This window comes from Kribbella sp. NPDC050459, from assembly GCF_040655315.1.
Lineage (GTDB): Bacteria > Actinomycetota > Actinomycetes > Propionibacteriales > Kribbellaceae > Kribbella.
The window spans coordinates 61,121-81,285 of sequence record NZ_JBFAJQ010000010.1 but is presented as its reverse complement, the minus strand read 5'-3'; the positions used below and the strand labels follow the sequence as shown (position 1 = coordinate 81,285).

General features: G+C 70.2%; 18 protein-coding genes. 7 read left to right on the top strand and 11 right to left on the bottom strand.

What is annotated here, in order from left to right:
* The first annotated feature begins 19 nt into the window (after positions 1-19).
* Positions 20-712, top strand: a complete 693-nt coding sequence (locus AB0I12_RS28435) for a hypothetical protein (RefSeq protein ID WP_359935190.1) — start codon at positions 20-22, stop codon at positions 710-712.
* Positions 713-719: 7 nt separating this feature from the next.
* Here AB0I12_RS28435 and AB0I12_RS28430 read toward each other — a convergent pair whose 3' ends face one another.
* Positions 720-1,253: a helix-turn-helix domain-containing protein gene (locus AB0I12_RS28430; protein WP_359935188.1), complete on the bottom strand. Its 534-nt coding sequence runs from the start codon at positions 1,251-1,253 to the stop codon at positions 720-722.
* Positions 1,254-1,339: 86 nt separating this feature from the next.
* Between AB0I12_RS28430 and AB0I12_RS28425 the strand changes: the two genes are divergently transcribed.
* Positions 1,340-3,229 carry a VWA domain-containing protein gene (locus AB0I12_RS28425; RefSeq protein ID WP_359935186.1) on the top strand — a complete coding sequence of 630 codons (1,890 nt, stop codon included), beginning with the start codon at positions 1,340-1,342 and terminating at the stop codon, positions 3,227-3,229.
* Here the strand turns inward: AB0I12_RS28425 and AB0I12_RS28420 are convergent.
* Positions 3,222-4,604 carry a serine/threonine-protein kinase gene (locus AB0I12_RS28420; protein ID WP_359935184.1) on the bottom strand — a complete coding sequence of 461 codons (1,383 nt, stop codon included), beginning with the start codon at positions 4,602-4,604 and terminating at the stop codon, positions 3,222-3,224. The genes AB0I12_RS28425 and AB0I12_RS28420 overlap by 8 nt on opposite strands.
* A 66-nt stretch (positions 4,605-4,670) precedes the next feature.
* Positions 4,671-5,120 (bottom strand): pyridoxamine 5'-phosphate oxidase family protein, encoded by a 450-nt coding sequence (locus AB0I12_RS28415; protein WP_359935182.1) that lies wholly within the window; start codon positions 5,118-5,120, stop codon positions 4,671-4,673.
* A gap of 72 nt (positions 5,121-5,192) precedes the next feature.
* On the opposite strand from AB0I12_RS28415, the gene AB0I12_RS28410 reads away from it, so the two are divergent.
* On the top strand, positions 5,193-5,765 hold the full coding sequence (locus tag AB0I12_RS28410; protein WP_359935180.1) for a TetR family transcriptional regulator: 573 nt from the start codon (positions 5,193-5,195) through the stop codon (positions 5,763-5,765).
* 53 nt (positions 5,766-5,818) lie between these two features.
* Here the strand turns inward: AB0I12_RS28410 and AB0I12_RS28405 are convergent, their stop codons facing one another.
* Positions 5,819-6,982 carry an acyl-CoA dehydrogenase family protein gene (locus AB0I12_RS28405; RefSeq protein ID WP_359935178.1) on the bottom strand — a complete coding sequence of 388 codons (1,164 nt, stop codon included), beginning with the start codon at positions 6,980-6,982 and terminating at the stop codon, positions 5,819-5,821.
* Positions 6,983-7,106: 124 nt separating this feature from the next.
* Between AB0I12_RS28405 and AB0I12_RS28400 the strand changes: the two genes are divergently transcribed.
* Positions 7,107-8,444: a UDP-glucose/GDP-mannose dehydrogenase family protein gene (locus tag AB0I12_RS28400; protein WP_359935176.1), complete on the top strand. Its 1,338-nt coding sequence runs from the start codon at positions 7,107-7,109 to the stop codon at positions 8,442-8,444.
* Here AB0I12_RS28400 and AB0I12_RS28395 read toward each other — a convergent pair.
* The 3 genes from AB0I12_RS28395 to AB0I12_RS28385 all read right to left on the bottom strand — a co-directional run bounded on the left by AB0I12_RS28395 (position 8,441) and on the right by AB0I12_RS28385 (position 11,422).
* Complete coding sequence (locus AB0I12_RS28395) at positions 8,441-9,661, bottom strand: MFS transporter (protein WP_359935174.1); 1,221 nt, start codon at positions 9,659-9,661, stop codon at positions 8,441-8,443. The two genes, AB0I12_RS28400 and AB0I12_RS28395, sit on opposite strands and share 4 nt — an antisense overlap.
* A 76-nt stretch (positions 9,662-9,737) precedes the next feature.
* Entirely contained in the window at positions 9,738-10,241 is a 504-nt protein-coding gene (purE, locus tag AB0I12_RS28390; protein WP_359935172.1) for a 5-(carboxyamino)imidazole ribonucleotide mutase, read from the bottom strand.
* Positions 10,242-10,249: 8 nt separating this feature from the next.
* The gene (locus AB0I12_RS28385; protein ID WP_359935170.1) at positions 10,250-11,422 is read right to left on the bottom strand and encodes a 5-(carboxyamino)imidazole ribonucleotide synthase; all 1,173 of its coding nucleotides are present in this window, start codon (positions 11,420-11,422) and stop codon (positions 10,250-10,252) included.
* 153 nt (positions 11,423-11,575) lie between these two features.
* Between AB0I12_RS28385 and AB0I12_RS28380 the strand changes: the two genes are divergently transcribed.
* A complete protein-coding gene (locus AB0I12_RS28380; protein ID WP_355696517.1) occupies positions 11,576-12,136 on the top strand; it encodes a GtrA family protein in 561 nt (186 codons plus the stop codon).
* 1 nt (position 12,137) lies between these two features.
* Here AB0I12_RS28380 and AB0I12_RS28375 read toward each other — a convergent pair whose 3' ends face one another.
* The gene (locus AB0I12_RS28375; protein WP_359935168.1) at positions 12,138-13,055 is read right to left on the bottom strand and encodes a hypothetical protein; all 918 of its coding nucleotides are present in this window, start codon (positions 13,053-13,055) and stop codon (positions 12,138-12,140) included.
* Between the two features lie 74 nt (positions 13,056-13,129).
* Between AB0I12_RS28375 and AB0I12_RS28370 the strand changes: the two genes are divergently transcribed.
* Positions 13,130-14,341, top strand: a complete 1,212-nt coding sequence (locus AB0I12_RS28370) for a GNAT family N-acetyltransferase (protein WP_359935166.1) — start codon at positions 13,130-13,132, stop codon at positions 14,339-14,341.
* On the opposite strand, the gene AB0I12_RS28365 is transcribed toward AB0I12_RS28370, so the two are convergent.
* On the bottom strand, positions 14,338-14,955 hold the full coding sequence (locus tag AB0I12_RS28365; RefSeq protein ID WP_359935164.1) for a PH domain-containing protein: 618 nt from the start codon (positions 14,953-14,955) through the stop codon (positions 14,338-14,340). The genes AB0I12_RS28370 and AB0I12_RS28365 overlap by 4 nt on opposite strands.
* 165 nt (positions 14,956-15,120) lie before the next feature.
* On the opposite strand from AB0I12_RS28365, the gene AB0I12_RS28360 reads away from it, so the two are divergent.
* A complete protein-coding gene (locus AB0I12_RS28360) occupies positions 15,121-16,524 on the top strand; it encodes an OFA family MFS transporter (RefSeq protein WP_359935162.1) in 1,404 nt (467 codons plus the stop codon).
* 147 nt (positions 16,525-16,671) lie between these two features.
* On the opposite strand, the gene AB0I12_RS28355 is transcribed toward AB0I12_RS28360, so the two are convergent.
* Positions 16,672-17,478: a biotin--[acetyl-CoA-carboxylase] ligase gene (locus AB0I12_RS28355; RefSeq protein ID WP_359935160.1), complete on the bottom strand. Its 807-nt coding sequence runs from the start codon at positions 17,476-17,478 to the stop codon at positions 16,672-16,674.
* A complete protein-coding gene (locus tag AB0I12_RS28350; RefSeq protein WP_359935159.1) occupies positions 17,478-20,105 on the bottom strand; it encodes a phosphoenolpyruvate carboxylase in 2,628 nt (875 codons plus the stop codon). Before AB0I12_RS28350 ends, AB0I12_RS28355 begins: the two co-directional genes overlap by 1 nt.
* Positions 20,106-20,165: the final 60 nt, after the last annotated feature.

The window sequence follows — 20,165 nt, the reverse complement described above, 5'->3', positions numbered from 1 at the left end:
AGTCAAACGGGGATCCGCCATGTTGATCGACAAGCCGCGCAATCAGGGACCGAGTCACGACGCGGCGTTCCGGCCGCTGCTCCAGGCGCTCGCCGGCGGGTCGGACCCGCTGCCGCGCGTCGCCGCCGCGGGCCGGCGATCGGCCGAGCGCGAGATCGCGCTGACGGTCGCTCTGGACATCCTGCGGACGACGTACCGGACCGTCGGCGAGGAGCCCTCGTTCGAGGCGATCCGGACGTTGTGCCAGAGCTGGACCGAGTGCACGCTGACCTACCTGCACGCCTCGTCGTGCGAGGACGCCGGCACCGGACTCGCCACCACTCCGCACCTGCGGACGCGGCTGACCGAGCTCTACCGGATCGCCGAGCGGCAGGGTCGGTACCTCCCCGACACCCACACCCTCGTGGTCGCCGAGCCGGTGGGCGAACGACCCTGCGACGCCCGGCTGGCGAATCTCGGCGGCGCGCTCCGGACCGTCTTCCGCGACCCGGAGGTCATCGCCCGCCTCGGAGCGGAGCGGGTCGCCACGATCGTCCGCCTGGACGACCACCTCGCCGAGCACCTCGGCACCTTGCGCTCGGCGATCGGCTATTGGCCGGACGCCGGCGAACCCGGTACGGCGGGAGCCCCGCGGACCAAGATCTGGTCCGAACGCCTGCCCACTCTCTCCGACTGGTCGGACAGCTTCGTCAACGACCTCGCGACGACCTGATCGAGCCTCAGCCGATGACGCGGGCGTAGAAGGCCCGGGCGTCAGGCGTACGGCCCGTGCCGAGAACCCGCAGGGCTTCCGCCAGGTCCGGGTATTCGCGCTCGAGCAGGTGGGCGGCACCCTCCAGCTCGGACGCCGAGGCCACTGCCCGGAGCACCTCCTGGATCGCGGTCACCGGATCCCCGGCCGGCTGTGTCCTGACCGGCTGAACCTCGGAGGTCACCATGCTGAGGGTGGAGCGCTCGGCGGCCCGGACGTCGTCGAGGCGGCGCGACCGCTCGTCCGGCGGGAGCGTGTCCCAAGCGGGCTCGTCGACCATGGCCTCGAGGTGCAACAGCCGGGACAGCACCGCCGGGCTGCTGATCTTCGAGCGCTGGCCGGACATCAGCTGCGACAACATCGGCGCCGAGAGTCCCAGGACGCCGGCCAGCTGCGCCTGCGACAGACTCAGCCGCGCCAGCAGTCGCCCGAACCGGTCGCCGAGCGGCTCGCCGTACCACTCGATCTGCCGCTCGACGTTGCGGATGACGGCGTCGCTCACAGGCCCTCCGTGGCTTTGCGGTTGCAAATCGCAAATGCAAACGATATGGTCATCACTGTTCCGATCTGCAAACACTGGAGTAGCCCATGATACGCCGTGCCGCCGCACTCTTGGTCGTGACCGGCCTTGCCATCGTGTTCCCATCTGCAAATGCCTCCGCAGCGGACACGTACTCGCCGGTGATGGTCGTCCTGGACTCGTCCGGGTCGATGAAGGCCAAGGACGCCGGCGGCACGGGCACCCGGATGGACGCCGCCAAGCGCGCGGTCGCCAGCATGGTCGACGGGTTGCCGGCAGAGGCTCAGGTGGGGCTGACCGTCTACGGCACGGGCACCGGCTCGGCAGGTTCCGAGAAGGCGGCGGGCTGCCGCGACGTCCAGGTCGTCCAGCCGGTCGGGACAGTGAACAAGCCGGCCCTGAAGGCCGCGGTGTCCCGCGCGCAGGCTCGCGGCTACACGCCGATCGGCCGATCGCTGCGAACGGCCGCCGCTGCGCTGCCGAAGGAAGGCCAGCGGTCGATCGTGCTCGTCTCCGACGGCGAGGACACCTGCGCCCCGCCGCAGCCCTGTGAGGTCGCCAAGGAGCTGCACCAGCAGGGCATCGACCTGCACGTCCACACCATCGGCTTCCGGGTCGGGGCCGCGGCCCGCGCGCAGCTCGCCTGCATCGCCCAGACCACCGGCGGCACGTACCACGACGCCGACGACGCGGCCACGCTCACCGGCGTACTCGGCCGGGTCACTGAGCGGGCGCTGCGGCACTACGAGCCGGTCGGCAAACCGATCACAGGGACCAACGACCCGACAACCGCCCCACTGGCGGCTCCGGGCCAGTACGTCGACACCCTGGACTCGCAGGAGGAGCGCTTCTACGCCGTCGACCTGAAGGAGGGCGAGACGCTGTACTTCGCCGGCACCGCGATCTTCCCGCGCGGCAACGTCCGCGACGTCGAAGCCCTGGACATCCGCATCACCGGGCCGGGCGGCGCCGACTGCAACAAGCGGGAGCGGCAGCTCAACACCCGGGCCAAGACGGACGGCGGCAGTCTCAGCACGGTCCTGCGCTGGGACGAGCTGGCTGACGGCGACAACTCCCGTACGTGTGACGAGCCCGGTCGCTACGTCCTCCGCGTCACCCGCGACAACAAGGGCACCGACCGGGTGCCGGTCGAGCTGCTGGTCCGGGTCGAGCCGCCGACCGTCGGCGGCAAGGGCGAGCCGGCCGCTGCCACGCGGGTCGAGTTCGCCAACGAGCCTGCGGCCGCCGGGCAGCCGGTGCGTGGCGGCGGGTCCTTCAACGAGGCGACCACCTTGCCCGGGCCGGGCCGGTACGGCGAGACGGTGTACTACGGGGAGCAGCTGTTCTACCGGGTCAAGCTGGACTGGGGGCGGGGCCTTGCGTACCGGGTCACGTACGGCGGCGTGCCGGACGGGCAGACCGTCAACGTGGCGACCACGCTGTTCAACCCCGTGCGAGACGAGATCGACAGCGACACCACGGCGTACACCGGCAACACGATGACGCTGCCGACCAACGGCAAGCCGATCGCCACGACCCGCGTGATGTACCTGAACCGCGAGGGCAGCGACGCCGACATCCGGAAGATGGCCGTCGACGGCTGGTACTACCTCGTCGTCAAACTCGGCGCCTCCGACGCCGGGGCGGGCGGCGTACCGGTCAAGATCGACGTCGCGGTCGCCGGTACCAGGGTCAGCGGGCCGGAGTACGGCACGTCCGGCACGCCGGAGCCGACGGCGAGCGAGACCCCGGTGACCTCGCCATCGTCGACCTGGTCGCCGGAGAGCGGATCGGGTAATGCGAGCGGGCCGATCGACGGTCGGTCCTCCGACGACAGCTCCAACTCCACCCTGCCGTGGGTCATCGGCGGCGCCGCCGTCCTGCTCGCGGCGGCCGGGGTCGCGACAGCCCTCATCCTGCGCGGCCGACGCCCACAGCAGCCCACCTGGCCTAACTGACCTTCACCCAGCGGTACGACGAGCCTTGCTGACGGCACTCCACTCGGGTGCCGTCAGCAGCCGTTTCCACCGACCCCGCCAGCTGCCACCCGCACGGCTGCCCGGCCCGGATCCCAGGATCCGCCGACCGACTCGCCGGTGCCGCCGGAGTCACACCAACTGTCGTCGCAGTCTCGGACACCCCACCCGGCCCCGGGCTGGTCTCAGCCGGCTCGATGTCCCGCCGCCCCCCGAACGGATCAAACACCGCCAGCGCAACACCCCCACCTCCAACGACGACCACCGCGGCCACCACCGCAATCACCCCCGCACGCCGTCCCCCACGCCGCCCCGCCCCCACCGACACACCGCCGACCGCCCCCGCAGGCATCCCGCCCTGCCCCTTGGCGCGTGCACCCTCCGCCGCCCCACCGTTCCGCAACTCACCGACCACCCCACCGCTCCCCGCCCCGCCACCCGACAGGTCGCCCGCGGCCGGGCCGCCCTCCGCCAGGTCGCCCGCCTCGGGGTCGTGGAGGGTGGGTTTGGGGGTGTGTGCAGGGAGTGGTGGGAGGTGGTCGAAGACCTCGATGAGTTCGCCGTCGGCTGTTTGGGCCGGGAGTTCGAGAGGCTCGGCGAGGAGGGGTGCGAGAGATTCCAGGGCTTCGGTTGCGGAGTGCGGCCGGTCGGCGGGGTCGGGTTGGGTGAGGTGGGTGACCAGGTCCCAGATCGGGTCGACGGCATCGAGAGGACGGGCCGGGAGGGTGCCGCGTTCGGGAGGTTCGGATCCGGTCAGGAGTTGCCAGGCGGTCACGCCCGCGGCGTACAGGTCCTGGCTCGGCGCGGGCGTGGCTCCGGCGAGCGCCTCGGGAGCCAGGTAGCCGGGGGTGCCGACGACTGTTCCGTGGATGGTCAGGCGCGGCTCGCCGAGGGCGATCGCGATGCCGAAGTCGGTCAGCCGCAGCACCGGCCGCGCAGTGCCGGTCGCCTCGAGCAGGAGGTTCGCGGGCTTGACGTCGCGATGCAGGACGCCCGCTGTGTGGATCGTGTCGAGCGCGCCGAGCACCTGCCGGAGCAGCTCGGCGGCGTACCGCGGCGGCAGCGGCCCGAAGTCCGCCACCAGGGTGCCCACCGAGCCGCCGCCGACCAGGTCCATCGCGAGCAGCGCCATGTCGTCGTCGGCCGCCCAGCCGTACGGCGACAGCACGTTCGGGTGATCGAGCCGCCGCCCCTGTTCACGGACGAAACGCAGCAAGGCACCGGCGTCACGCTGCCGCAGTACCTTCGCGGCACACAGCCGCTGCTGCCGCCGGTCCCAGGCCCGCCACACCGTCCCGGCCCCACCGACCCCGATCGGGTCGAGAAGCTCGAACCGCCCGGCGAACACATCCGCCACCCCGTGAACCTCCCACGCCTCGCCGCTCGACGCACACCGTAGTACGCCGAGGGCTGACGCGACTGCTCAGGCGAAGTCGCGGGTGAAGTCCGCCGTGTTCCACTGCTGCGGCCGCATCACGTACACGAGGTCGGTCTCCGGCCCGCCGGCCTCCTCCCACTCCTTGGTGTACGTCGTGCCGAAGTCGTCGCCCAGGTACCGGATCGCGAGCGGCAGGAGATCCTTCGCAGTATCGGGCTTTCGGATCTCGGTGACAGGCCCTTCCACCGTCACATAGCGGTACGGCGTGGCCTCCGACTGGACGACGAGCACGAACCGCCGGCCGGCCTCGATCGCGACGCCCTTGCGGGACTTCGCGTTCATGATCACGGTGACGCCGATCTCCGGCGAGTAGTCGTACCACACCGGCGCGCTGACCGGTGCACGCTCCGGATCGTCCGACGTGACGGCAAGCACCCCGACACGTACGTCGGTGAGAAAGGCCTCCCGCTCGGCCCGGGTCATACGGTCTGGCATCCGAATACCTTCCTGTTCTAGGTCGTTGACCTAATTGTAGGTCAACGACCTAGACGGCGGTAAGGTGCGGGCGTGACGACTTCGTTCAGCGACCGCGGCGCGGCGCGGCGGGACGCCCTACTCGCCGTCGCGCGGGAGTTGCTGGTCGAGGACGGGTTCGACCAGTTCGTCCTGCGGCGGGTCGCGGCGAAGGCCGGGATGAAGCTGGGAAACCTGCAGTACTACTTCGCGACCCGCGACGACCTGCTCGAGGCCGTGATCCGCGCCGAGTTCGAGCACGACCTCGCCGCCGTACGCCGGGCAACCACGATCGACGGCCTGACCGCGTCCGCGCGGGCCCTGGTGCGGAACTGGACCACCGGAGCCGGTGCCGTGTTCGGCACGATGTCGTTACTCGCGTACCACCACGAGCGTTTCCGCCTGCTCAACCACGAGATCTACGAGGCGTTCTACCGCGAACTCGGCGTCCTCATCCGCCGCGTCACCCCAGGCCTGTCCGACCAGGAGACCCGGATGCGCGCCCGCCTGATCACATCCGTACTCGACGGCGTCGCCATGCAAATCCACGCCGGCGCCAAAAGCCGCACCGAACTGGTAACCCGCGCCGCAACCCTGGTCACCACGATCGCCACCGACCCCGCGTGATCGACAAGCGCCGGTAGTAGTGCCTCCCACGAGTTGGCCGCAAGTGCAGGTTGCTAGCTGATGCCCTTCAGCAACTGCCTTGCCATGACGATGCGCTGGACCTGGTTGGTGCCTTCGTAGATCTGGGTGATTTTGGCGTCGCGCATCATGCGTTCGACGGGGTAGTCGTGGGTGTAGCCGTAGCCGCCGAGGAGTTGGACGGCGTCGGTGGTGACGGCCATGGCTACGTCGGAGGCGAAGCACTTGGCGGCGGCGCCGAAGTAGGTGAGGTCGGTGTCGCCGCGTTCGGAGCGGGCGGCGGCGGCGTAGGTGAGCTGCCGGGCGGCCTCGATCTTCATGCCCATGTCGGCGAGCATGAACTGCAGGCCTTGGAACTCCGCGATCGCCTTGCCGAACTGCTTGCGCTCCTTCACGTAGCCGAGCGCGTAGTCGAGCGCCCCCTGCGCGATCCCGAGCGCCTGCGCCGCGATCGTCACGCGGGTGTGGTCGAGCGTCGCCATCGCGGTGCTGAAGCCCGTGCCAGGCTCCCCGATCAGCCGCGAGGCCGGGATCCGGACGTTGTCGAAGTACACCTCGCGCGTCGGCGAGCCCTTGATGCCGAGCTTCTTCTCCGGCGCACCGAAGGACACGCCCTCGTCGGACTTCTCCACGACGAACGCGGAGATGCCACGGGAGCGCGCGGACGGGTCGGTGACCGCGAACACCGTGTAGAAATCGCTGACACCGGCGTTCGTGATCCACCGCTTCACGCCGTTCACCATGTACTCGTCGCCGTCGAGAACCGCGCGTGTCTTCATCGAGGCGGCGTCCGAGCCGGCCTCGGGCTCGGACAGGCAGTACGAGAACATCGAGTCACCGGCCGCGACCGGCGGCAGGTAGCGCTGCTTCACCTCCTCGGAGGCGGACAGCAGCAGCGGCAGCGAGCCGAGCTTGTTGACGGCCGGGATCAGCGAGGTCGAGGCGCACGCCCGGGCGACCTCCTCGATCACGATCACCGTGGCCAGCGCGTCCGCGCCTGCCCCGCCGTACTGCTCCGGGATGTGCGGCGCGTGGAAGTCCGACGCCTTCAGCGCGTCGTACGACGCCTTCGGGAACTCGGCCAGCTCGTCCACGTCCCCGGCATGCGGGGCGACCTTGGCGTCGCAGACGTCGCGAACGGCCTCGCGGATCGCCTGGTGCTCCTCGGACAGCGCGTACAGCTCGAATGAGTTACTCACGAGTCACACAGTACGACGAACAACGCGCGCCGGCAGGACGTCGTACCCCGAAAGTGACCAAGTCCGCACGGGCCGGACATGAGCCGGTCACCGGCCGATAACCACGATGGGTAGAGTCCCCGACATGAGTGAAGCGACGCCCCGTCCGCTCCGGATCGCCGTGATCGGCACCGGCTACCTCGGCTGCAACACGTCCGCCGGGATGGCCGAGTTCGGTTTCGACGTGATCGGGGTCGAGATCGACGAGCACCGCCTGAAGCTGCTGAACGACGGCAAGGCGCCGCTCTACGAACCCGGGCTGGACCCGCTGCTGAAGAAGCACGTGGACTCCGGCCGGTTGCGGTTCACCAGCGACTACCGCGAGATCGCGGACTGGGCCGACGTGCACTTCATCTGCGCCGGCACCCCGCAGCTCGAGGGCAGCGAGGCCGCCGACCTGTCCCAGCTGCACTCGGTCGTCGACATGCTCGCTCCGCTGCTGACCAGGCCGACGCTCGTGGTCGGCCGCTCCACGGTCCCGGTCGGTACGTCGAAGGTCCTCGAGCAGCGCTTCCACAGCGAGTCCCCGGCCGGTTCGGCGGTGGAGGTCGCCTGGCAGCCGGAATTCCTCCGCGAGGCGCACGGCGTCGACGACACCCTGCACCCGGACCGGCTGGTGTTCGGCGTCCAGTCCGCGGCGGCCGAGGCGCGGCTGCGCGAGGTGTTCGCGACACCGATCGCGGAGGGCTCGCCGGTGGTCGTCTGCAACCTGCCGACCGCGGAGCTGGTCAAGGGCGGCGCGAACGCGTTCCTGGCCACGAAGATCTCGTTCATCAACGCGCTCGCCGAGATGGCCGACGCGACCGGCGCCGACGTCACCCAGCTGGCCGACGCGCTCGGGTATGACAAGCGGATCGGCCGCGGCATGCTGAACGCCGGCCCGGGGTACGGCGGGGGCTGCCTGCCGAAGGACCTGCGCGCGTTCATGCACCGCGCGGGCGAGCTCGGCGTCGAAGAGGTCATCACGCTGCTGCGCGAGGTCGACGACATCAACCATCACCGCCGCGGCCGGATCGTCGACGTCACCCACGACGCCCTCGGCGGCGAATGGATCGGCAAGAACGTCACCGTCCTGGGCGCCGCCTTCAAGGCCGGTACGGACGACGTCCGCGACTCGCCCGCGCTCGACGTGGCCGGCCGGATCCAGTTGCACGGTGCGAACGTCACGGTCTATGACCCGGAGGCGATGGAGAACGCCCGCAAGGTCCGCCCGACGCTGCGCTACGCCCCGACCGCGATCGAGGCGTGCCGCGAGGCCCACGCCGTCCTGCACCTCACCGAGTGGCCCGAGTTCCGCGAGCTCGACCCGGTCGCCCTGAGCCAGGTCGTCAGCACCCCGGTCGTGGTCGACGCCCGCCTCAACCTGGACGCCGCCGCCTGGCGCGCCGCCGGCTGGACCTACCGGGCGCCCGGGAAACCCTAGGCGACCTTCGCCTCCCGCAGGACCGGGCGGGTGAGGACGACGCAGCCGGTGAGGGCCGAGGCGCAGGCGATACCGAGGCAGACGCCGGTGATGCCGATGCCACTGACATCGGCCAGGCTGCCCAGCACCGGGTTCGCGATCATGATCGCGATGCTCTGGCACAGCACGACGATGGACTGCAGACGGGACTGGAACTCACGCTCCACCGAGTTCATCAGCAACGGCAGCACGTGACCGGTGAACGTTCCGACGCCGATCCCGCTCAGCACACCGGCGGCGAACGTCAGGGGCAGCGGATCGAGGACCGACAGGCCGAGCAGTCCGACCGCCGCCACCAGCAGACCGACAGCGGCGAAGATGCCCGGTCGCGGGAACGCGCCTCGCAGCAGGATGCGCACGGCGATCACGCCCACTCCGAGGCTGCGGCTGGCGACGAGCAGACCGGCGGTCGCGGCATCCCAGCCGTGGTCCCGGGCGAGCAGCGGGAACAGCAGCGCGTCGAGCGGCATCAGCAGACCGGCCGCGACGGTCATCATGATCAGCAGCGCGCGGGTCAGCGGCCGGCCGAAGGCGACCTGGATCCCGGCGCCGATCGAGCGCAGCATCCCGGCCGGCATCCGGCCGGGAGGCGCGATCGTGTTCCGCAGCACGAGCAGGACCACGATCATGATGCCGAACGTGATCGCGTCGAAGCCGGCCGCCGCGGACAGACCGGCCCAGTTCACCAGGACGCCGCCCACCGCCGTACCGGTGACCGCGAACACGACTCCTGTCACCTGGAAGCTCGCCAGTGCGCGCGGGACTTGCGGCGGCGGCACGAGCAGTCGCGGCATCGCGCGCGACGAGGGCAGGAAGAACGCATCGATGACACCGACCACCAGGGCCAGGATGATCAGCAGCCACACCGGCTCGCCCACGGCCCGGGTCGCCGGGACCAGGGCCGCGGTCACCAGGAACATCGCGGTGCAGCTCACCAGCAGCACGCGCGGTGCGCCGTACCGGTCGCCGACCGCGCCGCCGACCAGCAAGAGGATCGCTCTCGGGGCGGCGGCGAGCAGCAGGATGAGCCCGGCGACGCTGCCGCCGTGGCGGGTGGCGGACCAGCCGATGGCGAACGACATCGTCAGATCGCCGAGGAGGGACACGGCAGCGCCGAACAGCCAGATCCAGTAGCGGACCGGAATGCGCTGCGTGTCCGAGTCAGTGGGCGGAGTCACGATCGACGACCTTAGACGACAACCAATGGGATCTCACGACTACCCGCCCCCGACCTGTGGAAAACCAGTCCAGACCTCAACCTTTACGCAACTCTGCCGCCCCGTCACGCACCGTGCCGCCCTTCCCCCGGGCCATCTCCGCGAGCGACTCCTGGAAGGCGATCATCCGCTCCCGCAGCCGTTCGTCGGAAGCCGCCAGGATCCGGACCGCCAGCAGCCCCGCATTCCGAGCGTTCCCGATCGAGACCGTCGCAACCGGAACCCCCGCAGGCATCTGCACGATCGACAGCAGCGAGTCCATCCCGTCGAGGTACTTCAGCGGTACCGGGACGCCGATCACCGGCAGCGGCGTCACCGACGCGAGCATCCCGGGCAGGTGCGCGGCCCCGCCGGCGCCGGCGATCAGGACCTTGAGGCCACGCTCGTGCGCTGACCGTCCGTAGTCGATCATCTCGGTCGGCATCCGGTGCGCCGAGACCACATCTGCCTCAAAGGGCACGTCGAACTCGGCGCAGACCTCCGCCGCGGCCTTCATCGTCGGCCAGTCGGAGTCCGACCCCATCACGATTCCAACGGACATGTTCACCCTTACTCGTCGATGGTGCCGGTCAGGTACGCCGCCGCGTGCCGCGCGCGTTCCCGGGTCTGTTCGAGATCGTCGCCGTACGCCGTGACGTGGCCGACCTTGCGGCCCGGCTTCACCGACTTCCCGTAGAAGTGGACCTTCAGCCCCGGGTCGCGGGCCATGCAGTGCAGCAGGCCGCGGTGCATGTCCTCGACGTCGCCGCCGAGCACGTTCACCATCACCGTGTACGGCGCCCGCGCGGCCGGCGAGCCGAGCGGCAGGTCGAGCACCGCGCGCAGGTGGTTCTCGAACTGCGACGTGACCGCGCCGTCGATCGTCCAGTGGCCGGTGTTGTGCGGGCGCATCGCGAGCTCGTTGACCAGCAGCCGACCGTCGCGGGCCTCGAACATCTCGACCGCGAGGATGCCGACCACGCCGAGCTCGCCGGCGATCCGCAGCGCGGTCTGCTGTGCCTGGGCGGCGCGCTCCGGCGCCAGGCCGGGCGCGGGCGCGGTCACCTCGACGCAGATGCCGTCGCGCTGCACCGACTCGACGATCGGGTACGCGACCGCCTGCCCGTGCGGCGAGCGCGCCACGATCGCGGACAGTTCGCGGACGAAGTCCACCTTCTCCTCGGCCAGGATCGGTACGCCGCTGCCGAACGCGGTCGCGATCTGCGGGTCGTCCGGGCCGTCGACGAACCACACGCCCTTGCCGTCGTACCCGCCGCGGGTGGTCTTCAGGATGACCGGGAAGCCGCCGACCCGCTTGGCGAAGTCCTCGACGTCCGCGGCGTTCGCGACCACCTGGTGCGCCGGCGACGGCGCGTCGAAGGTGTCGAGCCGGGCCCGCATCACGGCCTTGTCCTGGGCGTGCACGAGCGCGTCCGGGCCGGGCCGGACCGCGACCCCGTCCGCCTCGAGCGTGTGCAGCAGGTCGGTCGGGACGTGCTCGTGGTCGAACGTCACCACGTCCGCCTCGGCGGCGAATCGGCGGACCGTCTCCGGGTCGCGGTAGTCGCCGACGGGCGCGTCGGCGACCGCCTGGGCCGCCGACACCGTCGCGCCCTCCGCGAGCACACGGAGCTGGATGCCGAGCGCGACGGCCGTCTCCTGGGTCATCCGGGCCAGCTGCCCGCCACCGACCATGCCGACCACCGGCGTACCGGCGGGGAGGTCCTTCCGATCGAACTTCACGGTGGGAGCCTAATGTCCTTACAGCATCGGCCCGACGGCGGCCAGGTTTGACACTCTGGGGCGCGCGGGCGATTTCGGGGTAGCACCGGTCGCCGGGTACCGTGGGAAGCTGCCCTCCCGTCGCGGTGTGATCACAGAAGGTTCCGAACCCCGTTGAAGCTCGTCACCAAGCTGTACCACCAGTTCCAGCACCTGGTGCACGAAGTGGCCAAGTTCGGTCTGGTGGGTGTCCTCGGGCTGGTCGTGGACCTGCCGATCTACAACTGGCTGGTGTTCAACAACCCGCTGGTCCTCGCGGACTCGGGCGAGGGCATGCTGCACCACAAGCCGCTGACCGCGAAGCTGATCTCGACCACGGTCGCCACGATCGTGACCTACTTCGGCAACCGGTACTGGACATGGCGGCACCGGGAGCGCAGCGGCCTGCACCGGGAGTACGTGCTGTTCTTCGTGCTGAACGGGATCGGCCTGCTGATCGCGGCCGGCTGTCTGGCCTTCTCGCGGTACGTGCTGGACCTGCACACCTGGCTGTCCGACAACATCGCGGCGAACTTCATCGGTCTCGGCCTCGGCACCCTATTCCGCTTCTGGTCGTACCGGAAGTTCGTCTTCAGGGAAGAGATCGCCCTGGACGAGGTCGAACACACCCCGGCCCCGGACTCCCCCGCCGAGCTCGACGGGGAGTCGACCGGCGACCTCCCCGTCGTTCGCTGAGTCACTCGCCGTTCAAGGGCGTGCCCGGGTCCTTCAGCCCGGCGTAGACGTTGTCGGCAAAGGTTGCGGGGACCTTGCCCACCGACTGGATCACGGTGCTGGTCCCGGTGAAGCGCCCGACGGCGTACAGGTAGGCCGAGTCGGTGTCCTTGTCGATGCCGAGCAGGATGGTGCCATAGACACCGCACTTGTGCGCGATCAAGGTTTCGAACCCCTGCCAGGTGCGGGTGCGGACCACCTTGACCACCGGCTTCATCGGCGAGCTGGTCGGAATGTGGATCGTGTAAAGCGCGCCGCCGCGGGTGTTCGCGACGAAGGTGTCGTAGGTCGCCGACTTGCTCACCAGCGCCATCGACTTCACCGAGCTGAAGCCGGGCGCGGACCCGGTTCTGCGCCAGACGCCCTTGCTGCTGACGCTCCACCGGAAGAGCACGCCGTCACTGCGCAGGCCGTACACGTTCCAGCGCGAGACGCCGCCCTGGGTCGGCCCCTGGTACTCGGCCTCCTCCACCGTCGTGAAATTCCCCCAGCCGCCACCGATCCGCCGCAAGGCCGCCGGAGGGTTGTCGATGATCCCGTCGCCGTGCGCGTCGTACGCCGCCTGGTAGAGCGCGTCGCCGATGACGACGTAGCCGTACACGGCGTATTGAGAGCCGTCAGGGCCCTGGTCGATGAGTACCGACATCGTCGCCATCACCTTCACCCGGCCCGGCGCGAACGCTGCGCGCCCGAGCGCCTGGCCGGTCGCCGTGGGCGGCCTGGTGGACAGGATGCCAAGGTTGTTGTGGTCACCTCGCGCGGTGACCGACGAAGCCGACAGGCCGCAGCTGTCCGTCGATGTGGCGGACGCCGTACCGGCCGGCGCCAGGGTTGCTGCGGCGAGCAGGGCCGCCGCGGTTGTTGCGAGTGGCTTGATCATTGGTCCACCCCCTTACTTGTCATGATGCTGCTAAATGAGCGGCGGTTGCCGACAGGGCGTGTGAAGATGCGGGGATGAGCGAGATCCAGGTGCGGGCGGCGCAGGCCGGCGAGTACGGCGCGGTGCAGGCGGTGTTCGGCGGGGCGATGATGTTCGACCCGAAGCCGGACGAGCTCTGGCAGCAGCTGTTCGAGCCGGATCGGGCGTTGGTGGCGACCGACGGCGGCCAGATCATCGGCACGACCAGGGCGTTGACGAGGGAGTTGTCGGTGCCTGGTGCGCTGGTGGACGCGGCGCACGTGACCGGTGTCGGCGTGCAGCCCACACATCGTCGGCGCGGAGTGATGTCCGAGCTGATCGGGCGGCAGTTGCGCGAGGTGCCGGAGGCGATCGCCGTCCTGTGGGCGAGTGAGCCGGCAATCTACGGGCGCTTCGGGTACGCCGCGGCCGCGTGGGGCGTGGAGTACACCGTCGACCTGCACCGTGTTGGTCCGCCCAACGACCGGATCCGTCCGGGCGAGCTCGGTGTACTCACCGTGGACGAGGCGCTCAAGGAGCTGCCGGCGATCCTGCGCAAGCTGCAGACGCAGCGGTCGGGAGTGTCCGGGCGGTCCGAGCTGCGCTGGCAGGCCCGCCTCCAGGACAAGCCGGACGATCGGGGCGGGCGGACCGAGCGGCGGATCCTGGCGCACCGCGACGAGACCGGAAGCATCGACGGGTACGCGCTGTGGCGGGGCAAGATGATGTGGGGACCGACCGGCCCGGCGCACGAGGTGTCCGTCGAGGAACTGGTCGCACCCGAGCTCCCGGCGTACAAGGCGCTCTGGCAGCACCTGCTGACGATGGACCTGAGCGCCAAGCTCACCTACGAGTACGCCGCCGTGGACGAGCCGCTCCAGCAACTCGTCGCCTACCCGACCGCCCTGGAGCGCCGGCTCGGCGAATCGCTGTGGCTGCGGGTGACCGACGTACCGCGGGCCCTGCGGCAGCGTCGGTATGCCACACCGTTCGACGTCGTGCTGGACGTGACGGACAACCTCATCGAGTCGAACACCGGACGGTTCCGGTTGACCGCCGACGGCTCGACGGTCACGTGCGACCGCACCAACGACGCGCCCGACCTGAGCGTGTCGGTCACGGAACTCGGCGGCGCCTACCTCGGCGGTCGTCCCCTGACCGAGTTCGCCGCCACCGGCCGCATCACCGAGCACACCCCGGGCGCGCTGACCCGCACGACAGCAGCCTTCGGCTGGCCGGTCGCACCGGTGACCCTGGAAGTCTTCTAGCGGTCGTCGTCCGAGCTGAAGATCGTGCCGTCGTCAGTCCGCGGCTGCTGCTCCTGCGGCTGCGGGCGGCGGCGCATGTGCTCCGGCGGCTGCTCGTCCTCGAGGATGCCGTCGCCGGGCCTGCCCTCGGGGCCGCCGAACAGCAGGTCGGACATCTGTAGGTGGACGTGCTCGACGTGCGGTACGTCGGGAAGCACGACCTGACCGCGTTCGCCGGCCGACTCGATGTGCAGCGTGCCGCAGCCGAGCAGGCGGTCGACCAGGCCGTGCTCGTAGGACACGTCGTTGATCCGCATCAGCGGGATGTCGCGGCCGGTCCGGGTGAGGATGCCGTGCCGGGTGATCAGCCGCCGGTTGGTGATCGTGTACGTCGAGAAGAACCAGTTCAGGAACGGCTTCAGCGCGAACGTCGCGAGGACCACGACGCCGACCGCGAGGATCGCGATCCGGGCCGGCGTCTGCAGCGTGCCGGACGGCACGATCGCGGCCAGGAACCCACCGAGGGCCGCCACGACCAGCAGCAGGAACACCGGCCCGATCAGCGCCTTCCAGTGCGTCCGGGTGCTGACGACGACGTACTCGTCCTCACCCAACAACTTCGCCGAGATCGCCATGGACCCAGTCTCACAGGTCCCGGGTTCGGTTGTCCCCTCCCGACACGATCGAGGGCACTCCCGCGGGCGCGATCGGGCGGCAAAGAGGTTTAACACTTCACAAAATGCATACAGTGAGCCAGGATGCGCGAGGGGTTATCAACTGGGGGACGAGAAGGAGCCGTGATGGCAGTCTTGTCGATACTCGACCGGGAACACACCGTCGCACCGCCGGGCTACAGCCGCTGGCTGATCCCGCCGGCCGCGCTCGCGGTACACCTGTGCATCGGCCAGGCGTACGCGACCAGCGTGTACAAGACCTCGATGGTGAAGCACTTCGACAGCAGCCAGACCGCTGTCGGCGTGGTGTTCAGCATCGCGATCGTGATGCTCGGCCTGTCCGCCGCCGTCGGCGGCACCTGGGTGGAGCGCAACGGCCCGCGGAAGGCGATGTTCGTCGCCGCCTGCTTCTGGGCCTCCGGCTTCCTGGTCGGTGCCCTCGGCATCGGCACCGGCCAGCTCTGGCTCGTCTACCTCGGGTACGGCGTGATCGGCGGCATCGGCCTCGGGATCGGCTACATCTCGCCGGTCTCGACGCTGATCAAGTGGTTCCCGGACCGCCCGGGACTCGCGACCGGCCTGGCGATCATGGGCTTCGGCGGCGGCGCGCTCGTTGCCAGCCCGCTGTCCCGGCAACTGCTCGGCCTCTACGACTCCGGCTACGACCCGAACGTCAGTACGTCGGTGGCCGGCGGCGGCGCACTCGTCGGGCTGTTCCTGACGCTGGGCATCGGCTACTTCGTCATCATGATGTTCGGCGTCTTCAACATCCGCGTCCCCGCTGACGGCTGGGCGCCGGCAGGCTTCGACTCGTCGGCCGTCCGGCAGAAGGCGCTCGTCACCACCGGCAACGTCTCGGCCGCGAACGCGATCAAGACCCCGCAGTTCTGGCTGCTGTGGGTCGTGCTGTTCTGCAACGTCACCGCCGGGATCGGCATCCTCGAGCAGGCCAGTCCGATGATCCAGGACTTCTTCCGCGGCGACGGTGTCACAGGGGGCAAGTCGAGCGTCGCCGTCGCGGCCGCCGCCGGCTTCGTCGGCCTGCTGTCGATCTTCAACATGGCCGGCCGGTTCGGCTGGTCCTCGACGTCCGACCTGATCGGCCGCAAGCCCATCTACGCGATGTACCTCGGCGTCGGGATCATCGCGTACACGCTGCTGGCGAGCATCGGAGACAGCAGCACGGTCGTGTTCGTGCTGCTGGCCGCGGTCATCATCTCGTTCTACGGCGGCGGGTTCGCGACGGTTCCGGCGTACCTGCGGGACCTGTTCGGCACCTACCAGGTCGGCGCGATCCACGGCCGGCTGCTGACCGCGTGGTCCGCGGCGGGGATCGCCGGTCCGCTGATCATCAACGGGTTCCTCGACCGCGAGGGCAAACCGGGCACGCTGACCGCGTCGGCGTACCGGCCGGCCCTGTTCACGATGGTCGGCGTGCTGGCCGTCGGGTTCGTCGCGAACCTGCTGATCCGCTCCGTCTCCGAACGGTTCCACGAGAAGTCCGAGTCCACGCTGGAGGCAACGTCATGAACCAGACCCCACGCCTGGTCATCTCCTGGCTCCTGGTCGCCGTACTCCTCGGCTACGGCGTCATCGAAACCCTGATCACCGCAGCCAAGATCTTCACCGGGTAGAGCGAAACGACCAAGCACGGCGGTTGTCGCGGTCGCGGGTGACTCAGGCCGGGCGTACGTGGGTGACGTCTCCTGCGGCCAGCGGTCGAGGTCCATCAGGCAAGTCCACGATGAGTCGGCCGTCGTCTGCCAGGTCGCGCGCTGTGCCTTCGACGAAGGTGCCGTCGGGCAACTCGACGCGAACCGCCTGGCCCAGGGTCGCCGACAGCGCACGGTACTCCGGAAGCACTACGGCGGGGTCGCCGTCCGCGTCGACCCAGGACTGATAGCGGGAGGCAAGCTCACGCAATACCGCTGCCATCACAGTCGCCCGGTCCGTGGTTGCTGCCTGCTCCAGTGCCAGTGACGTGGCTGCCTCGTGAGGCTTCTCCGCCTCGCGGAGGGTCACGTTGAGACCGATGCCGACGACCGCGGCAGGGCCCTCGACGCGCTCCAGCAGGATGCCGGCGAGCTTGCGGTCCTCGACCAGGACGTCGTTCGGCCACTTCACCTGCGCCGGAACCTCAGCCACCTCCCGCACCGCGGTGGCAACAGCCAGCGGAACCAGCAACCCCAGCCACGGCCAGCGCGCAGCGTCGACCGTGGTCGGACGCAGCAGAACTGACATCAAGAGAGCAGACCGCGGTGGAGTGGTCCACGTCCGTCCCAACCGCCCGCGCCCGGACGACTGGTACTCCGCGGCAACGACCAGCCCCTCAGGTTGACCGGCCGCGGCCGCAGCCGCCACGACAGCGTTCGTCGACGGCGTCTCCGCGAGTACGTCGATCTGCGTCCACAGCGCACCGGGACGCACCAGCCGCCCCCGCAGGAACTTCTCGTCCAGCGGGGGCCGGTCCAGGTCGCTGAACATCAGCCGGTGTTCTGCAGGCCGGCGGCGACACCCGAAACGGTCAGCAACAGCAACCGGCGGGTGCGGACGATCTGCTCCTCGTCCAGTGAGTCGTCGGTCCGCAGTGTCCGCAATGCCCGCAGCTGCAGGTAGCTGAGCGCGTCGACGTACGGGTTGCGCAGCTCGACCGCACGGCCCAGCACGCGCCGCCCTTGCAGCAGACGCTCCTGGCCGAGCACCTTGAGCACCCACTCGGTCGTGAGCGCGTGCTCGTCGAGCATCTGCTGCGTGAGCTCGGGCCGGTCGCCCAACTCGAGGTAGCGGCCGAGGATGCGCCGGTCCGTCTTGGCCAGCGACATCTCCGCGTTCTCCAGCATCACCTGGAACAGCGGCCAGTTCTGGTTCGCGTCGCGCAGCAGGTCGACGTCGCCGACCGCGGCGAGCGCCGTACCGAGACCGAACCAGCCGGGCGCGTTCACGCGGGCCTGGGACCACGCGAAGACCCACGGGATTGCCCGGAGGTCCTCCAGCGACGACACCGCGACGCCCCGGCGCGCCGGGCGCGATCCGAGCGGCAGCTGCCCCAGCTCCTCCAGCGGCGTCACAGTGCTGAACCACTCCGCGAACCCGTCCGCCTTCACCAGCCGGTGGTACGCCGTCCGCGCGGCCTCGTCGAGCGTCTTCTCCATCACCGAGAACCGCTCGGCGGCCACCGCGGCCCGCTCCTCGACGGCCGGGGTCGAGGCCAACAGCGTGGCTGCCGTCACCTGCTCGATGTGCCGCTGCGCGATCGCCGCGTTGCCGTACCGGGCCGGGATCGCCTCGCCCTGCTCGGTGAGCTTGAACCGCCCGGCCACCGACCCGGGAGCCTGCGCGAGTACGGCGCGGTTCGCCGGGCCGCCACCCCGCCCCAGCGCGCCGCCCCGGCCGTGGAACAGCGTCAGCCGGATCGCGTTGCGCTGCGCCCACGCGGTGATCCGCGCCTGCGCGTCGTACAGCGCCAGCGTCGCCGACACCGGGCCGACGTCCTTCGCGGAGTCGGAGTACCCGAGCATGACCTCGAAACGCCGGTCGTTCGCGGTGAGCCGGTGCCGGACCCGGGTGAGCTGGATCGCGTTGTCGAGCACCTCGACCGAGTTCTGCAGGTCCTCGCCGGTCTCGAACAGCGGTACGACGTCGAGCTCGATCGGACGTCCGTCGAGCGCCGCGTCGGCCAGCTCGTAGACGGCCGCCAGGTCGCCCGCGTTGCGCGTGAACGACACGACGTACCGGCGGCAGGCCTCGGGGCCGAAGCGCTGCTGGATCTGGGCGATCACCCGGAGCGTCGCGAGCACTTCCTCCGTCTGGTCGGACAGCTCGCCGCCGCCGAGCACCTCCTCCAGCGCCTTGGCGTGCACCGAGGAGTGCTGACGGATCTCCAGCTCGGCCAGGTGGAAGCCGAACGAGTTCACCTGCCAAATCAGCTGCTGCAGCTCGCCGAACGCCTGGCGCGGAGCACCGGCGGTCACCAGTGAGTCCTGCAGGACCTTGAGCTCGTGCAGGAAGTCGGCGGCCCGCGGATACCCGAAGTCCGCGTCTCGGGACCGGGTCGCGGCCAGCCGGCGAGCAGCCAGCAGCAGGAGCTGCCGGTGCGGCTCGGCCGGGGAGCGGGTCTCGATGTCGGTGATCAGCTCCGGGTTGACCGCCCGCGCGTCTTCCAGGATGCGGCGCACCGGGGCCGACGGCGGCGTGGTCGCGGCGTCCAGGGTCAGCGCGCGGCCGAGCGCCTCGGTGGCCTGCTCCAGTGCGCGGAGCACGTGGTCGGCCTGGATCTGCATCGCCTCGCGGGTGATCGCGGCCGTGACGTTCGGGTTGCCGTCGCGGTCGCCGCCGATCCACGAACCGAGGTGCACGAACGGCGCCACCACAGGCGTCCGCGTCCCGGCCGCGTCACCGGCCAGCGCGTCGTCGAGGCGCCGGTACACGTTGCCCACGACGGTGAACAGCGTCTCCTCGAACACCGCCATCGCCGACCGCACCTCGTCCAGCGGGGACGGGCGGCTGGTGCGCAGCTGCGACGTACGCCACAGGACGTCGACCTGCTCGACCAGGCGGCGACGGTTCTCGGCCAGGTCGCTGTCGCCGGCCCGCGGGTCGTGCCGCTCGTCGAGCAGCGACGTGATCCGGCGGATCGTCGCGAGCACGGCGCGGCGCCGGGCCTCGGTTGGGTGCGCGGTCAGCACCGGACGGAACTCCAGGCCGTTCAGCAGTGCGCGGGCCTGCTGCTCACCGCTGTCGCGGGAGATCTGCTCGACGGCCTGGGCCAGCTCCGACACGACGGCCTCGCTGCCGGCCCGGTCACGCTCCCGCAGGACCCGTGCCCGGTGCAGCTCCTCGCTGAGGTTCGTCAGGTGGAAGTAGCAGGTGAACGCCCGGGCAACGTCCTCGGCGCGCTCGTGCGGCCAGGACGCGACCAGTTCCTCGGCCGCGGCGCCGTCGCCGGCGATGGTCAGCTCGCGCAGTTTCTCGACATCGTCGAGCAGCGGCTGACCGGCGTACTCGACCAGGACCTTGCCGAGGATCTCGCCGAGCAGGCGGACGTCGGCCCTGAGTTCTTCAGGCACCTCGAACCGCGCGCGGGTACGGGTCTCACTACCGGTCTCGCTCACGTTCGCCCACCCTATCGGCGGACGCCCGTCCACGCTGCCGAGTCCGCCCACTGGAAGCCG

Bases quoted from the DNA above. Each gene is read 5' to 3' on its own strand.
- AB0I12_RS28425 (WP_359935186.1), top strand. From the start codon at position 1,340: ATGATACGCCGTGCCGCCGCACTCTTGGTCGTGACCGGCCTTGCCATC.
- purE (WP_359935172.1), bottom strand. From the start codon at position 10,241: ATGTCCGTTGGAATCGTGATGGGGTCGGACTCCGACTGGCCGACGATG.
- AB0I12_RS28355 (WP_359935160.1), bottom strand. From the start codon at position 17,478: ATGTTCAGCGACCTGGACCGGCCCCCGCTGGACGAGAAGTTCCTGCGG.
- AB0I12_RS28370 (WP_359935166.1), top strand. From the start codon at position 13,130: ATGAGCGAGATCCAGGTGCGGGCGGCGCAGGCCGGCGAGTACGGCGCG.
- AB0I12_RS28400 (WP_359935176.1), top strand. From the start codon at position 7,107: ATGAGTGAAGCGACGCCCCGTCCGCTCCGGATCGCCGTGATCGGCACC.
- AB0I12_RS28415 (WP_359935182.1), bottom strand. From the start codon at position 5,120: ATGCCAGACCGTATGACCCGGGCCGAGCGGGAGGCCTTTCTCACCGAC.
- AB0I12_RS28360 (WP_359935162.1), top strand. From the start codon at position 15,121: ATGGCAGTCTTGTCGATACTCGACCGGGAACACACCGTCGCACCGCCG.
- AB0I12_RS28435 (WP_359935190.1), top strand. From the start codon at position 20: ATGTTGATCGACAAGCCGCGCAATCAGGGACCGAGTCACGACGCGGCG.
- AB0I12_RS28375 (WP_359935168.1), bottom strand. From the start codon at position 13,055: ATGATCAAGCCACTCGCAACAACCGCGGCGGCCCTGCTCGCCGCAGCA.
- AB0I12_RS28365 (WP_359935164.1), bottom strand. From the start codon at position 14,955: ATGGCGATCTCGGCGAAGTTGTTGGGTGAGGACGAGTACGTCGTCGTC.